This is a genomic window from Microbulbifer sp. MCCC 1A16149, assembly GCF_050368945.1.
In the GTDB taxonomy this organism is placed as follows: domain Bacteria; phylum Pseudomonadota; class Gammaproteobacteria; order Pseudomonadales; family Cellvibrionaceae; genus Microbulbifer.
The window spans coordinates 2,258,717-2,273,148 of record NZ_CP185959.1 but is presented as its reverse complement, the minus strand read 5'-3'; the positions used below and the strand labels follow the sequence as shown (position 1 = coordinate 2,273,148).

General features: G+C 58.2%; 13 protein-coding genes. 10 read left to right on the top strand and 3 right to left on the bottom strand.

Annotation, left to right across the window (positions count from 1 at the left end; all coding sequences use genetic code 11):
- Positions 1-132: 132 nt before the first annotated feature.
- Together ACONT6_RS09640 and ACONT6_RS09635 are read right to left on the bottom strand one after the other, a co-directional pair.
- On the bottom strand, positions 133-858 hold the full coding sequence (locus ACONT6_RS09640) for a UDP-2,3-diacylglucosamine diphosphatase (protein WP_428818333.1): 726 nt from the start codon (positions 856-858) through the stop codon (positions 133-135).
- Between the two features lie 45 nt (positions 859-903).
- Positions 904-1,413 carry a peptidylprolyl isomerase gene (locus ACONT6_RS09635; protein WP_181252953.1) on the bottom strand — a complete coding sequence of 170 codons (510 nt, stop codon included), beginning with the start codon at positions 1,411-1,413 and terminating at the stop codon, positions 904-906.
- Positions 1,414-1,580: 167 nt separating this feature from the next.
- Between ACONT6_RS09635 and ACONT6_RS09630 the strand changes: the two genes are divergently transcribed.
- From ACONT6_RS09630 to ACONT6_RS09585, 10 genes are all read left to right on the top strand, one after another.
- Positions 1,581-3,254 (top strand): glutamine--tRNA ligase/YqeY domain fusion protein, encoded by a 1,674-nt coding sequence (locus ACONT6_RS09630; RefSeq protein ID WP_428818332.1) that lies wholly within the window; start codon positions 1,581-1,583, stop codon positions 3,252-3,254.
- Between the two features lie 6 nt (positions 3,255-3,260).
- Positions 3,261-4,634 carry a cysteine--tRNA ligase gene (gene cysS / locus ACONT6_RS09625; protein WP_181252955.1) on the top strand — a complete coding sequence of 458 codons (1,374 nt, stop codon included), beginning with the start codon at positions 3,261-3,263 and terminating at the stop codon, positions 4,632-4,634.
- Between the two features lie 142 nt (positions 4,635-4,776).
- Positions 4,777-4,965, top strand: coding sequence for a DUF3012 domain-containing protein (locus ACONT6_RS09620; RefSeq protein ID WP_078083734.1), 189 nt, complete (start codon positions 4,777-4,779; stop codon positions 4,963-4,965).
- Between the two features lie 26 nt (positions 4,966-4,991).
- The gene (locus ACONT6_RS09615; protein ID WP_428818331.1) at positions 4,992-6,419 is read left to right on the top strand and encodes a Wadjet anti-phage system protein JetA family protein; all 1,428 of its coding nucleotides are present in this window, start codon (positions 4,992-4,994) and stop codon (positions 6,417-6,419) included.
- Positions 6,412-7,152 (top strand): DUF4194 domain-containing protein, encoded by a 741-nt coding sequence (locus ACONT6_RS09610; protein WP_428818330.1) that lies wholly within the window; start codon positions 6,412-6,414, stop codon positions 7,150-7,152. Before ACONT6_RS09615 ends, ACONT6_RS09610 begins: the two co-directional genes overlap by 8 nt.
- Positions 7,153-7,177: 25 nt before the next feature.
- Entirely contained in the window at positions 7,178-10,813 is a 3,636-nt protein-coding gene (locus tag ACONT6_RS09605; RefSeq protein WP_428818329.1) for an ATP-binding protein, read from the top strand.
- 154 nt (positions 10,814-10,967) lie between these two features.
- Positions 10,968-11,408: a hypothetical protein gene (locus ACONT6_RS09600; RefSeq protein WP_428818328.1), complete on the top strand. Its 441-nt coding sequence runs from the start codon at positions 10,968-10,970 to the stop codon at positions 11,406-11,408.
- A 92-nt stretch (positions 11,409-11,500) separates the two neighbouring features.
- A complete protein-coding gene (locus ACONT6_RS09595; protein ID WP_181252960.1) occupies positions 11,501-11,971 on the top strand; it encodes a GAF domain-containing protein in 471 nt (156 codons plus the stop codon).
- A 41-nt stretch (positions 11,972-12,012) separates the two neighbouring features.
- Entirely contained in the window at positions 12,013-12,771 is a 759-nt protein-coding gene (locus ACONT6_RS09590; protein WP_428818327.1) for a spermidine synthase, read from the top strand.
- A gap of 97 nt (positions 12,772-12,868) precedes the next feature.
- Entirely contained in the window at positions 12,869-13,324 is a 456-nt protein-coding gene (locus ACONT6_RS09585; protein WP_428818326.1) for a hypothetical protein, read from the top strand.
- A gap of 49 nt (positions 13,325-13,373) precedes the next feature.
- Here the strand turns inward: ACONT6_RS09585 and ACONT6_RS09580 are convergent, their stop codons facing one another.
- Positions 13,374-14,402, bottom strand: a complete 1,029-nt coding sequence (locus tag ACONT6_RS09580; protein ID WP_428821468.1) for a class I SAM-dependent methyltransferase — start codon at positions 14,400-14,402, stop codon at positions 13,374-13,376.
- Between the last annotated feature and the right edge of the window lie 30 nt (positions 14,403-14,432).

Here is a 14,432-nt window from a genome sequence, read left to right as displayed (position 1 = left end):
TTAATCAGATCATGAAATTAGAAAGGGCGGGTAGCGGAGCGCGTTCAAGGAGTATGGGTTCAGAAGGGATATGCTTGCCCAGAATTCAGGCGTGCCAGCGGCCGCCAGCACGCCTGTGTGTCGTTTGGCCCGTCACGCAGTGGGCCAGTGAATCAGTTCGAGAGAATCTTTGTCAGCGCGGATACACCAGGCCAGGTCGCCCCAGTCACCGAGGACTATCCGTTCCGCCGGCTCTCCGTCTAATTCGAGGCGGTGGCGGGCTGGGCGGTGGGTGTGGCCGTGGATCAGTGTGTGAACCTGATGCTCCTGCATCACGCGCACGACTTCTTCGGGGGTCACATCCATGATGTCTTCAGCCTTGCGGCTGTTCATGGACTTGGAGACTGCCCGGATCTGGGCGGCGATCTGGCGACGCTCCTGCAGAGGCTTGGCAAGTAGTGCCTGTTGCCACTGCGGGTTGCGGGCCTGTTCGCGGAATGCCATATATTCTTGGTCGAGAGTGCACAGGCTGTCCCCGTGCATCAGGAGTACCGGTTGTCCGGCCAATTCCACCAGGCTGGGGTCAGCCAGCAGCGCGGCGCCGCAGCGGCGGGCAAACGCTTCACCCAGCAGGAAATCCCGATTGCCGTGCATCAGGAATACCTTTGTACCTGCGGCGGCGTATTCCTGCAGCTGCTGCGCTACCTCGGCGGCCAGCGGTGCGTCGTCGTCATCCCCGATCCATACTTCGAAAAAGTCACCCAGGATGTACAGGGCTTCGGCACCTGCTGCCGGGCCTTTGAGGAAGTCGAAGAAGGCCCGGGTGGTGTCCGGGCGGGATTCGTCCAGGTGCAGGTCTGATATCAGGTATGTCGCCACTGGTTACTCCGCCCGACGCTATTGTGTTGGTGTCCTGTGCGGCGCTTACTTGTCAGCGTAAGCGTCGGAGATGGTGACACCATTGATTTCGATGGTTTCGGTGGGGACGTCCTGGTGGAAGCCGCTGCTACCGGTCGCCACTTCCTTGATCTTGTTGACTACGTCCATACCCTCGGTCACTTTGCCGAAGACGCAATAGCCCCAACCCTGGGCGTCTTTGGAGCGGAAGTTGAGGAAGTCGTTGTCATTCACGTTGATGAAAAATTGCGCAGTCGCGGAGTGCGGGTCCATGGTTCGCGCCATGGCGAGGGTGCCGGTGTCGTTCTTGAGGCCGTTGTCCGCTTCGTTTTCGATGGTGTCGCGGGTGGCTTTCTGATCCATATTCGGGGTCATGCCGCCGCCCTGAATCATGAAGTTGTTGATCACCCGGTGAAAGATGGTGCCGGTGTAGAAGTCTTCGCGGCAGTATTGCAGGAAGTTCGCGGCAGTCTTTGGCGCCTTGTCAAAGTCCAGTTCAATGGTGATGTCGCCATATGTGGTGTGCAGAGTGATCATAAAATGTCCTGTCCAGGGTCAGTTTGGGGCGGCATGATACTCTGTTCACAGGCCGACGCAAACTGAATGGGGCCGGGCGTTTCACCCCGAGGAAAACCCATGCGGCGACAGCTATCTGCGTTATAATCCGCCGCTTCGATCGTACAGCTGTATAAATAGAGAAAGCTATGACATCCGAGAGCAAGCCCGCTCACTTTTTACAGAATATCATCCGCGAAGATCTGGCCGAAGGCCGGGTCAGTCAACTGACTACCCGTTTCCCGCCGGAGCCCAACGGATACCTGCATATCGGCCATGCCAAGTCCATCTGCCTGAATTTTGGCCTGGCGAAGGAGTTTGGTGGTCAGTGCAACCTGCGCTTTGACGATACCAACCCGGCGAAAGAGGAAGAGGAATACGTAGACGCGATCAAGCGCGATGTATCCTGGCTGGGCTTCGAGTGGGCCGGCGATGTGAAGTACACCTCGGACTATTTCGACCAGCTGCATCAGTGGGCCATCCACCTCATCAAAGAGGGCAAGGCTTATGTCTGTGACCTGTCCCCGGATGAAGCTCGGGCGCACCGCGGTACGCTGAAAGAGCCGGGCACCAACAGCCCGTTTCGCGACCGTTCGGTTGAGGAAAACCTGGACCTGTTCGCGCGCATGACTGCGGGCGAATTCGAGGAGGGCAGCTGCAGCCTGCGCGCCAAGATCGATATGTCCGCGCCGAACATCAACCTGCGCGACCCGATCATCTACCGCATCAAGAAAATGGCACACCACCAGACCGGTGATAAATGGTGTGTCTACCCGAGCTATGACTTCGCGCACGGTCAGTCCGATGCCCTCGAAGGTATCAGCCACTCCATCTGTACCCTGGAGTTTGAAGACCACAAACCGCTTTACGACTGGTTTATCGAGAACCTGCCGGTTCCGGCGCGCCCGCGCCAGTACGAGTTTGCCCGCCTGCACCTGAACTACACCGTGGTGTCCAAACGCAAACTGAAGCAGCTGGTCGACGAAGGTTTTGTTGACGGCTGGGACGACCCGCGCATGCCCACCATCTCCGGGCTGCGTCGCCGCGGTGTGACGCCGGCAGCGATCCGCCAGTTCTGTGAAATGATCGGCGTAACCCGCTCCGACTCCACCGTGGATGTCGGTATGCTCGAATACGCGATCCGCGACGATCTGGACAAGAAAGCGCCGCGAGCCATGTGTGTGATGGAACCGCTCAAGGTGACCCTTACCAATTACCCGGAAGGTCAGCAGGAAATGCTGAGTGCGCCCGGCCACCCGGTGCGCGACGATCTGCCGGCCCGCGAACTGCCATTCACGCGCACGGTGTACATTGAGCAGGAAGACTTCCGCGAGGAAGCGAACAAGAAATACAAGCGCCTGGTTCTGGGCAAGAAAGTGCGCCTGCGCAACGCGTATGTGATTCAGGCGGACGAAGTGGTCAAGAACGATGCCGGTGAAATCATCGAGGTGCTCTGTTCCGTCGACCTGGAGACCCTGGGCAAAGACCCCGCGGACGGGGTCAAGCCGAAAGGGGTGATCCACTGGGTATCGGCGGAGAACAATGTCGATTGTGAAGTGCGCCTCTACGATCGTCTGTTCAACGACGAATCCCCGGATGTTGGCGACAAGAACTTCCTGGAATCCGTGAACCCGGACAACCTCAAGGTGCTCTCCGGCTGTAAGGCCGAGATCGGCCTGGCGAAAGCTGAGCCCGAGGCCGGCTACCAGTTCGAGCGCAACGGCTACTTCTGCCGCGACAGTAAATATGGCAGCGCCGACAAGCCGGTATTCAACCGAACCATAGGTCTGCGGGATTCCTGGGCCAAAGAACAAAACAAGTAAGTAGTAATGTCTTTACAACTCCACAATACGTTCTCCGGAAAGAAAGAACCTTTCATACCGCTGCAGGAAAACCGCGTACGCATGTACGTTTGTGGTCCCACGGTCTACAACCGGGTGCATATCGGCAATGCGCGCCCGGCAGTGGTGTTCGATACCTTGTACCGGGTTCTCAAAACCCAGTACGACGATGTTGTGTACGCACGCAACATCACCGATATCGACGACAAGATCATGAACACCGCACGGGAAAATGGCGAAGAGATCGGCGAATTAAGCGCGCGTTACGCCCAGGCTTACTTCGAAGATATGCAGGCCCTGAATACCCTGCAGCCGGACGTCACCCCGTACGCTACCGAGCATCTGCCGGAAATGATCGCGATGATCGAAAGCCTGGTAGAGAAGGGGCACGCTTACGCTGCGGAAGGGCATGTCCTGTTTGCAGTCCAGTCCATGGACGATTACGGCAAGCTCTCCAAGCGCTCTCTGGACGATATGCTGGCCGGTGCCCGCGTCGAAGTGGCGCCGTACAAAAAATATGCGGGTGACTTTGTCCTGTGGAAGCCTTCTGCCGACGATGAGCCCGGTTGGGACAGCCCCTGGGGGCGCGGTCGCCCGGGCTGGCACCTCGAGTGCTCCGCGATGATCAAGAAGCATCTCGGGGACACCATCGACATCCACGGCGGCGGTCGCGACCTTACATTCCCGCACCACGAAAACGAACGCGCCCAGAGCTGCTGCGCCAACGGCGTCGACTTTGTGCGCTACTGGATGCACAACGGCTACGTGAATATTGATGGCGAGAAGATGTCCAAGTCCCTGGGCAACTTCCGCATGGTCAATGATCTGCTGCAGCAATATCCCGGTGAAGTACTGCGCTTTGCGCTGTTGTCCGCGCACTACCGCTCCGAGCTGAACTTCAGTGCCGACCTGCTGGACCAGGCGTGGCGTACCCTGGATGGTCTCTACGGCGCACTGCGTGAGACCCAGAATGTTGAGGCCGATCCGGCGGACCTGAGCGATTCCGCGTTTATGGCCGCACTGTACGACGACCTGAACACGCCGATCGCGATCAGCGAGCTGCACCAGCTGGCCCGGGAGCTGAACAAGGCAGAAGACGCGGATAAACCCGCACTCAAAGGCAAGCTGCTGGCGGCCGGCAAACTGCTGGGCATCCTGCAGTTGGATGCGGAGGCCTGGTTCAAGCAGTCGCGCGGTGGCGACGAGATCAGCGAGGCCGACATCGAGGCCCTGATCGCTGAACGTCAGCAGAGCAAAAAGGACAAGAATTTTGCCCGTGCTGATGAAATTCGTGAGGAACTCAAGGCCAAGGGCGTCGTACTGGAAGACAGCCGCGAAGGTACCAAGTGGCGTAGGGAGTGATCCCCGAACATTTCCAACCTTTTCCTCGTAGAAGCCTGCCTTGCAGGCGAACAGACCGGTGCTTCGAGCAGACAGGTACTTCGAACGGTTCGCCTGCAGGGCAGGCTCCTACGGAAACAGAACAAAAAACGAGAAAATGACCATGAAAAATACTCTGACCATCGCAGCCATCTTCTCCGCAGCTTTCCTGCTTACCGCCTGCGAGCCCAAGCGCGGCTCCGAAGCCTGGTGTAAAAAAATGGATGAAACTCCCAAGGGTGAGTGGAGCTTCAACGATGCCGGCGACTACACCAAATTCTGCGTGCTGAACCAGAAGCCAGAAGACCAGTAATCCCTGACTTCACGGAAACCTGCGCGTTGTTCTTTGCAGATTCTCACCAGCATTTTTTTCGTCCGCTCACGGGTAAGTACCGCGAGCAGGTGGTCGAATGCCTGCGCCTGTTATACGAGCGCCTGTACACCGCCAAGGCGGATTACGGAGAGTCGCTGACGCGCGAGCAGATTCTGGAAACCTTCTCCGAAGCGCTTACCCGTGCCCCGCAACTGGACAGCGACGGCAGTTCGGAGCCGGAAGGCCGGTTTCGGAATCTGCGCGAGCAGTCAGTGTGGGTGCTGAACAGTCTGGTCGAGTTCGGCTGGCTGGAAAAACTGGTGGACAGCGCCACGCTCACGGTTTCCTATCCGTTCAGCCGGCGCGGTCGCCTGTTTACCCAGCCCATGGTGGAGCTGAACAGTACGCGCGTGCGCACCCGCCATCGCAATACCCGCAACACGCTCAACTCCCTGGAGGCGTTTGCCAGCCGGGGTGAGGTCTACGATCTGATCGATGCCTGGGAATACTCCGAGCGTATCGTCGCCGACTTCACCGACATGATCGCGGAGCTTGAGGAGCGCAAGCGGGAGCTGGTGCGTGAGGTCGAGGCCCAGATCCTGGTGCAACAGGCCACCGACGAGTTTTTCTCCTTTATGGAGAGCCGCTTCCAGCCGGATATCGCCATTCGACTTTCCGCGGACAGCGTGGAAAAGCATCGCGACAGCATCGGCCGCGTAATCGGCCAGATCCGCCGCAAGGACAACGAGAAAAAAGCCGAGTGGGAGCGCCGCTTGCGCCAGCAATTGCCGGAGCTGCATGCCGACGGGCAATCCGTGCTCTGGTTGATGCTGGATACCATCGAAGACCGCATGCGCCGCGCTTGCGACGTCAAATTGCCGGCATTGCGCCAGGCCCTGCAAGGGTTTACCAAGCGCGCAGAAATTATCATTCGCCAGCTCAGCTACCTGCAGAGCAACACGGAAGGCGCGTTTACCGATCTGTGTCAGGATCTGGGCAAGGCGGGGAACCGCGATGTGTTGCTGTCGCAGCTCGGTGATGAGCTGGCCGCATTCCAGTTGCGCCTGTACGACCCGAAGCAGACCCAGTTGTGGCAGCGGAGCCGCCGACAGCCGGTGAACACACTGGTGGAAGACGATGCGCCCATGACCGACGACAGTCAGCGCGACATCCTTTTGCAGCAGCTGCTGGACCAGGCATTCAATTTCAATAGCAGCGACCTGCGCAGCTATCTCTCCAGCGCGCTCGGCAGCGGACAGCGGGTCAACAGCCGGGACCTGCCATTGACGGGCGCGCGGGATCTTCTGGCCATGAGCCATGCCCTGGAAGCCGCCGCAGTCTCCCAAGACGGTAGTGGCCCCTTCGTGGAAGTGACATTTACCGGCGAAGTCGCCAGTAACGATTACTTCCAGCAATTCGACGAATACACCCTCGAGATCAAGAACTGTGATTGAACAGGCCCTGGACGAAGCGCTGGCGCAGTGCCGGCTGACCCGCAGCGAGTTTTCCGAGCTGCTGGTGCGTTTGCTCGACTACGGCGTTATCTGCCGTGATGAAAGCAATATCGAAACGGTGCTGTACGATCGTTTCCAGCGTTGCGAACAGGTGATCCGCGAGTGGATCTCGCCCCTCGGCCTGCGCCTGCAGCACGACAGCCGTTTTCAGTTTATCCGGGTTTATCCGCCCGGTTCGGAAGTGCCGGGCATGCCGGACCAGGAAGAACCGCATCACGGCGGCTTTCGTGCGCGTCTGTCTCAGCAGGAAGTGGCGGCGATCCTGGTACTGCGCGTTGAGTACGATAAATCCCTTCGCGAAGGCCAGGTGGACGACCACGGCTGTGTGGCACTCACCCTGGAAGCGCTGGAATTGGGGCTGCGCAATCTGCTGAAGATGTCTCTGCCGGATAAGCTGGCAGAGCGCAAGCAGCTGCTGAAAAAACTCCGTCAGCTGCGTTTAATCCAGTTCAACGGCGATGACAGTGATGCGGCCGCGGATACGCTGATGCGGGTGCGTCCGACCATCGCCCAGTTTGTCAGCGAATCCGCATTACAGCAGTTGCTGGATGCACCGGAGTCTGACATTGCGGCCACAACGCAGGCCGCGGAGGCTGCCAGTACCGAAACGGAAATCGAGCGGATTACCCCGACCAGCGAAGAGCACAGTCTGTTCGCCGAACCTCAAGAATAAATTTCATACCGAGCATTCGAAACGTATGTTTCTGAAAAAACTCATTCTGATCAACTGGGGCAATATTCCCCAGCTGGAATATGAATTCGGGCCGATCAATCTGTTTTCCGGCGGCAATGGCTCCGGCAAGACGACGGCGGCGGATGCGATTCAGACCCTGATGACAGCGGCGCACGACACCCTGTTTACCTTCAACCCGGGGCAGGATGAAACCACCCAGCGCGGCCGCGGTGGAAAACAGGTGCGCACGCTTGCCTCCTATGTGCTCGGCTGCGACGACGGCAGTTATGCCCGCTTGAAACCCACCGATTGCTATATCGTGGGGAACTTCTATCCCACCGAGGGGGAAGACGGTGAGCCGTTTACCGCCATTATGGGCATCCGCGCCCATCTGGATTCCAGTACCAAGCCGGCCCAGGCGCGCCAGGATTCCCTGAAGTTTTTCGTCATTCCCGGCGAACAGCTGGCCATGTGTGACTTCATCAAGGAGTACAAAGACGGCAAACACCTGCTGGCACTGGACAAGTTTTACAGTGTGGTGAGCAAGCAGTTTGCCCACGTCGAGCAGTACGATAAAAAGAAAGCCTATCTGCGCCGTCTCTACGGCGCGTTGCGCGGCCGCAGAGACGCGGTACCAGACCGTGAAGCAACTCACGCTGCGCGCACTTTCGCCAACTTTATGGCGTACAAGCCGGTAAAAAGCATTAACGACTTCGTTGCCCAAGAGGTGTTGGAGAAGCGCGATCTGGGTGATGCTATCCGCTCGGTCTCCGAGTTGATGAAAACCATCCACGGGATGGAACTGGAGGCGCGGGAGATCGTTGAGCGGGTCGATGCCCTGCAGCGTATTTCCGGGTCGGCGAACCAGTACTCCGAGCAGTGGTTGCAGCTGCAGGTTCAGGAATACCTGCAGGCCAAGCACCAGCAGCTGCGCGTGCAGAAAACCTACTTGGAAGGCAAAAATCGCCAGAAAGAGACCCAGGCAGAACTGGAACGTACAGCCCAGGAGATCCTACAGTCTGAGAGTCGTACCCGTCATCTGAGTGAGCAGCTGGTGGCGATTCAGGCCCAGCGGCAGGGCGTTGCGGCCCTGCGCAGTAAAGATGAGCTGGATCGGAAAATCACTGAGGCCAATCGCACACTGTCTTCGCTAGCCGCGCCACTGGCAGCCCAACAGCAACTCTTCGCATCCAACCAGGCGGCCACCGGCGAGTTGCTCACTTTGCTGAGTACCACCTCGGTCTCCCTGGAAATACCCGCCTTCAGTGATGGCGGTTTGTTGAAGTCGCTCAAGGCGGTGGGGCGCGGAGAGGCATTGCCGCAGCTGGATGGGCTTCTGGGCAAGGACTGGATCGACCTCAGTGCCCAGGAATCTCTGCGAGAGCAGGTGGCGACTGCGGAGGCCGCGCAAAACCGTCTGGTGCGGCAGATGACCGAATCCGAGCCGGGCGCGGTCACGCTGCGCGACCAGATGAACGATCTGGTGTCCCGCGGTGAGCTCAAAGTGCAGCAACTGCAGAAGCAGCTGCACGCCCAGGAATCCCGCATCCACCATCTGCAGTCAAACCGGGTGCGCTACCCGCAATATGTGGATCAGGCGCTGGCGGCTATTCGCGAGCAGTGCCCTCAGGCTGAGCCACAGGTACTGTGTGACTTTGTCGAAGTGCTGGACGAGCGCTGGCAGATGGCCGTTGAGGGCTATCTCGGTGGTGCGCGTTTTTCGATCCTTGTAGATCCCGATCATGAGGCGGAAGCCATCGCCATCGTGCGTGCCATGCCCGGTCGCAGCAATCGTGCACGGGTGATCCAGGGGGACAAGGCCCGGCGCGATGCAGAGCGTATGGAATCACCGCAGAAATCCATCATCGATTTGATGAGCTTCAGCCATAAAACCGCGGAATATTACCTGCGGGCTTCTTACGGCACGGTGCTGCAGGTGCGTGATGCGCAGGAGCTGCGCGGTACCCGCCGGGGGCTTACTCCGGAGGGGCTGGCCAGCGGCAACTACAGTATGTGGCGTTGCGACATTGACGACAGTGAGCTGGTGTTTGGCCAGGGCGCCCGCGCCCGCGCATTGGCGGCTCAGGAGCGCGCGCTACAGCAACTGCTGAAAGAAGCCGGGCAGATGCACGAGCAACAGCAGCAGCTGCGCAATCTCGCCCAGGCGGTGCGCAGTCTGTCGCCCTTGAGACTGCTCGACGCCGTGGATGCCGCGCTGGATGCGCAGCGTCAGGGACGCACTGCCGAGCAGGCGCTGTCGAATCTTGATCTCGATGACGGCCTGGAGCTGGAGCAGCAGGCCAACGAGCTGCACGACAAGCTCGAAACAGAGCGTCAGCAGGGCGCTGGCTTGCAGAAGCTGGCGGGCAAGCTGGAGACCAATCTCGATAATATTGGCAAGCAGTTGAATGCGCTTTCCGCGCAACTCGACCAGCTGGACGACGCACTCACGGACTGTGAAGCGGCAGTGCAGCGTATCGGGCAGATTACACCGGACTTCGATGTGGAGTCGGTACTGCAGCGCGCCGATGACCAGGCCGCGCAGGCCGATGATGGGTTCGATTTTTCCCAGGATGTCGCCGAGTGGCGTGGACTGTTGCAGAAATACAGCCACCAGCTGCTGAAGGCGGTGATGGACTACAACAGCAATTGCAGTACTGGCGATACCCTGTCATTTGATCCGGACTTCGCCGGCGGTCACAGTGAGGCGCAGTTCAAGCTGGTTTGCCAGCTGGTGGAGCAGGTCACCGCACTGCGCAACCGGCTGAAAAACAATCTGCTGGTGGATCGCCACGAGCAGCTGCAGGGCCTTAAAAAGTCTTTCAATACCACCTTCGTGACCCACCTGTGTCACGCGATCTACCAGTCGATCAATGATGGTAAGCGGGTGCTGGACGATCTGAACCGGGAGCTGGAGCATCATCGCTTTGGTGCTGATCGCGAACGTTTTCGTTTTGATTATCGCTGGGTGCCGGAGTTCAAGGAGTACTGGAACTTCTTCAAGGCGGTCATCGAATTGCCGAACCTCGGTGAAGAGCAGAGTCTGTTCGATGCAGATCTGGACCCCAAGCACCAGCAGGTGCGTGACAAATTGCTGGACATGCTGCTGAGTGACGACGAGCAGCTGGCGCGTCGCGAGCTTGACCGTATCAGCGACTACCGCAATTACCGCAACTATGAAATTTACAAGGAACCCCAGGGCAAGGAGCCGATCGCCCTCAGCCAGTACGGCACCGGTTCTGGCGGCCAGCTGGAAACACCGGCCTATATCATCCGCTCGGCGGCGGTAACCTCTGCGTTCCGCTTCAACGATGGCAATAGTCACCTGAAAATGGTGCTGGTGGATGAAGCCTTCTCGAAGATGGATGAATCCCGCTCTCGCGAAGTGATCCGCTACCTGACCGAAACCCTGGGGCTGCAGCTGCTGTTCATTATGCCGAGCAGCAAGTCCGGGCCGTTTATGGACCTGATCTCCAATCAGTTTGTGTTCAGTAAATGCCCCAGTCCCAAGCCGGTCGGCGAACTGAATACCCGCGTCTATGTAGACCGCAAGGTTTGTAATCAGGAGAAGATCGCCAAGCTCTGGGCAAATCATCGTCGCACGATACGGCAGCAGGCGAGTCTGGAGTTTCTGGATATGCTGGAAGAGTCCACGGCTTAAAATATCGGCAGTCGGTGTTATTTTTCTACTGGAAGGACCAGCATGGTCACTTTTTGAGCTTGCGTTTTACGCGCCAGTTCGCGGAAGATATCCCGGCATCCGGTAGTATCGCCGGGTAATTTCAGTATTTTGCGCGTGAGCAGGGGAGGCTTGGATGCGTCAGTTTTCGATTTTGTTGGTCTTTGTGGTGGCCTTTGGTGGCGCTGCGGTGCTGTATGAGCAGGAAAGTCGTAAGGTAAAAGGGGTTTTGTCCCAGATTACCGACCTTCAGGCGAAATTGGGGGATATGCAGGCTGAGATCAATCGGCTGAATGCAGAACTCGAAGCGGTAAAAATTGCCGAGCGTCGACGCCCTAACCTTAACAGTATCGCCAGCCGGGTGTTGCATAATGAGCCCGCAGCGCCGGCCCCCAAACCGGCGCAAAACCAGCAGCGGCGGGGCCTGGTGGCGGGGGATGTGACCTCTGCAGCACCGGCCATTCGCGCCCGTGGTGAGCAGGCCGAGGACGGGGAGTGGGCCAAACCCTCTGTGGATGCGGAAGCCCACGAGGCGCAAGCCGCACAAGAGGCTCCGGTGGCAGATCCGTACCAGTAAAACTGCGGTCCACGAACCGACGGTCAATTTGCACTAAAGCCCGCTCTTCAGCGGGCTTTTGATTTTTAGTTTGTTAAAAGGCAGGGCCAATCATGAATGTAACGGCTTTTTACGAATCCCTGTGTAGCCAGCTTGCGGGTCTGCTGACCGATGAGCGCGATTGGCTCGCCAACACGGCAAATGCCAGCGCGCTTCTGTTTCTGGAGCTGGAGGATATCAACTGGGCCGGATTTTATTTCCTGCACGGTGATGAGTTGCGACTCGGCCCGTTTCAGGGCAAACCGGCCTGTACCCGGATCGCTGTAGGTGCCGGTGTATGCGGTACCGCAGTTAAGACTGGTCAGTCCCAGCTGGTGGAGGATGTACATCAGTTCCCGGGGCATATCGCCTGCGACGCGGTGTCCGCGTCGGAAGTTGTGGTGCCCCTGTACAGCGGCGACCAGTGTATCGGCGTATTGGATATCGATAGCCCGCTTGTTGCCCGCTTTACCGAGCAGGATTTGGCCGGTGTGGAAGCATTCGCAAAAACCCTGCTGAAGCACTCAGATTTGCCGGGCAAGTAAAGTCTCCATCTCACTGAATTCGGCAATTGGCGGGGATAGGGATGGCGCTAGTCTGGCAGAAGCAGGTCGCGGGAAACCGATACGAGGTGCGCAACCACGGCGCGACAGTCCGGTTGTACAGCAACGGTGTGTTCCATTCCCAGTGGAATCCAAATGATCCCCTGAAAGGCTCGCTGTGGGAGTTGTTGCTCCTGCCTGTGTTCTTCATGCCCGAGTTCCAGATAAAGCGTGTGCTGGTTCTGGGGGTTGGCGGCGGTGCGCTGATCCGCCTGTTACAGCGGTTTGTCGGGCCAGACCAAATCGTTGGTGTGGACATCGATCGCCATCACCTTTCTGTTGCCCGTCGTTTTTTCGGCGTGCGCGGGGTGGAGCTCGTGTGTGCGGATGCGCGCAAGTTTGTCGCCGACAGCTGCAAAGAGATGTTGGCGGGCAAAGAAACTGCGCCATTTGAGCTGATCGTCGACGACCTGTTTGGCCACTGTGACGGAGTCGCGGAGCGCGCCATCGAGGCGGACCGCCCCTGGTGTCAGAGCCTGTTAACGCTATTGTCCCCAAATGGATTGGTGGTCAGCAATTTCGGCAGTCGGGCAGAGCTGCGTGCCAGTGGCTGGCGCGCCCCTGGCATCAAGTCGAATCTGCAAGGCGCCTGGAGTGCAGAGTTGCCTGACTACGAAAACAGTATCGGTATTTTCAGTAGAGCGCCCTTGCAGCGAGCCTCGTTGAACGAGCGCGCGCCCGCTGCGATCAATCCCGCGAACCCTGCCCGCAGGCTCAATGTCCGCCTGTCCCAGTTGCGTTAACCTCCGCTGCCGTGCTTAAACCCTAAAACGCGATTGGCGCACTAATGATCCCTGTGTCTATACTGGGTTGAGGCGGTTGTTTTCCCGGGACCTATAGATGCGGTACAAGACCTTGGAAGATGTGATACAGGAGGGGAGGGAGTTCCACCTGAAGTTGAGTCGGCAGTATGAGGAGTTCGAGCTGCTGTCGATCAATGAGCGTGCCCGGCTGTTGCTGGATCAGCTCAAGCGGCGGGAGTTATCCATGACCCATACATTGGAGAACTTTCGCAATGATATCAGTGACGGTGCTCTGCACACCTGGGTGCAGTTTGCGCCGGAAGGCCGTGAGCCAGAACTGTTGCAGCGTTTGCGGCATACCGATATCACCGATCCGGACGCCATAGGCAAGGTGGCGATGGATATAGAGGTGTACCTGGCGGACCAATACCGGGACTTACTGCTGGTGGCGGATACGCCATCTGCCAAGCATGCTCTGGAGCGATTACTTGAGCTGGAGCAGCTGGAAGAGCACACGCTATCGATGAATCTCTTCAACCTGAGGGATTATTGATCGGTAGCGGTGGCTCAAGCGGGGCATCAGCACCTGTAGATGGTGTGGATCACCTGGTCAGGCGATAAACGCAGAACCCCTTTTCTTTATTCAGCCGGACTACCTGCTGAAACAAGGCCTGTGATTTTTTTTCCAGTGGGATAAATTCATTCACCACAAATAGCGCGGTGCCGCCTTTTTTCAGAATGCGCGCGGCCTGCCCGAGGAAGCGGTCGGTAAGGTCGCCTTCAACCTGAAATCCCTGGTGAAAGGGCGGGTTACACACCAGTAAGTCCGCGCTCTTGCTTTCCAGTTCCGATCCCGCGTCACCGGCCATGACCCGTCCGGCTATTTCCCGTGCCTGAAAGTTTTTTTCGCAAGCGAGCAATGCGGCGGCATTGTTGTCGGTTGCCTCTATAAACGGCCGGCAATCCTGTCCGGCGGCTCGCGCGAGCTGGGTGCTGAGGTAGCCGTAGCCACAGCCGAGGTCAACAATCCGAATCTCTCCCGCGGGCAGGTGTTCGTCAAAATGGCTCGCGAGTAGTGCGCTGCCGGTATCGATTTTGTTCCAGCCAAACAGTCCCGGTTTGGAATAGAGGCCGCCCAATGCGTCCAGCTGACGGAGTTGGGGGTATTCAGAATCATCCAGCTCAGGGCCGAGGGAGGTATCGCGGGCCTGGCTTCTGCTCAGGTAATCACTGCCATGTTTTTGCAGTTGCTTGGCACAACCGAACCGTTGGGCGGCTTTCTGGGCATAGGTTTTGATGCCGCTGGTTTTTCCTCCGAGCAATAGGAGCTCGCCACCTTCTCGCAATATCCCGGGAGCGCAATTGATGATGTGGTGGACCGCCGCCTTTTCTTTGGAAACTGGATAAACGATGCGGGAGTACTGGCGTTTGCCCGCGGCCAGTTCGAAATCGCAGAACTCGCTCCTGATTCCCCGGGCTTCTGCTGCCTGTGCAATATCCCAGCGGTTACTGAATACCACACCGGAAAATTGCAGGCCCGTGTCCAGCAGCGGTTTACTGTTTTCGTCGGCAATCCAGAGCGTGTCTGGATTGCCGTCGCGGAGGAATTGGGAAAGCAGGGTGGTCTGCATAGGGCGTTGGTGGCTCAGTACTTTTTGCGG

Excerpts from the sequence above, each read along its gene's own strand:
- ACONT6_RS09585 (WP_428818326.1), top strand. The coding sequence starts at position 12,869 with ATGCGGTACAAGACCTTGGAAGATGTGATACAGGAGGGGAGGGAGTTC.
- ACONT6_RS09600 (WP_428818328.1), top strand. The coding sequence starts at position 10,968 with ATGCGTCAGTTTTCGATTTTGTTGGTCTTTGTGGTGGCCTTTGGTGGC.
- cysS (WP_181252955.1), top strand. The coding sequence starts at position 3,261 with ATGTCTTTACAACTCCACAATACGTTCTCCGGAAAGAAAGAACCTTTC.
- ACONT6_RS09590 (WP_428818327.1), top strand. The coding sequence starts at position 12,013 with ATGGCGCTAGTCTGGCAGAAGCAGGTCGCGGGAAACCGATACGAGGTG.
- ACONT6_RS09635 (WP_181252953.1), bottom strand. The coding sequence starts at position 1,413 with ATGATCACTCTGCACACCACATATGGCGACATCACCATTGAACTGGAC.
- ACONT6_RS09630 (WP_428818332.1), top strand. The coding sequence starts at position 1,581 with ATGACATCCGAGAGCAAGCCCGCTCACTTTTTACAGAATATCATCCGC.
- ACONT6_RS09580 (WP_428821468.1), bottom strand. The coding sequence starts at position 14,402 with ATGCAGACCACCCTGCTTTCCCAATTCCTCCGCGACGGCAATCCAGAC.
- ACONT6_RS09595 (WP_181252960.1), top strand. The coding sequence starts at position 11,501 with ATGAATGTAACGGCTTTTTACGAATCCCTGTGTAGCCAGCTTGCGGGT.
- ACONT6_RS09605 (WP_428818329.1), top strand. The coding sequence starts at position 7,178 with ATGTTTCTGAAAAAACTCATTCTGATCAACTGGGGCAATATTCCCCAG.
- ACONT6_RS09620 (WP_078083734.1), top strand. The coding sequence starts at position 4,777 with ATGAAAAATACTCTGACCATCGCAGCCATCTTCTCCGCAGCTTTCCTG.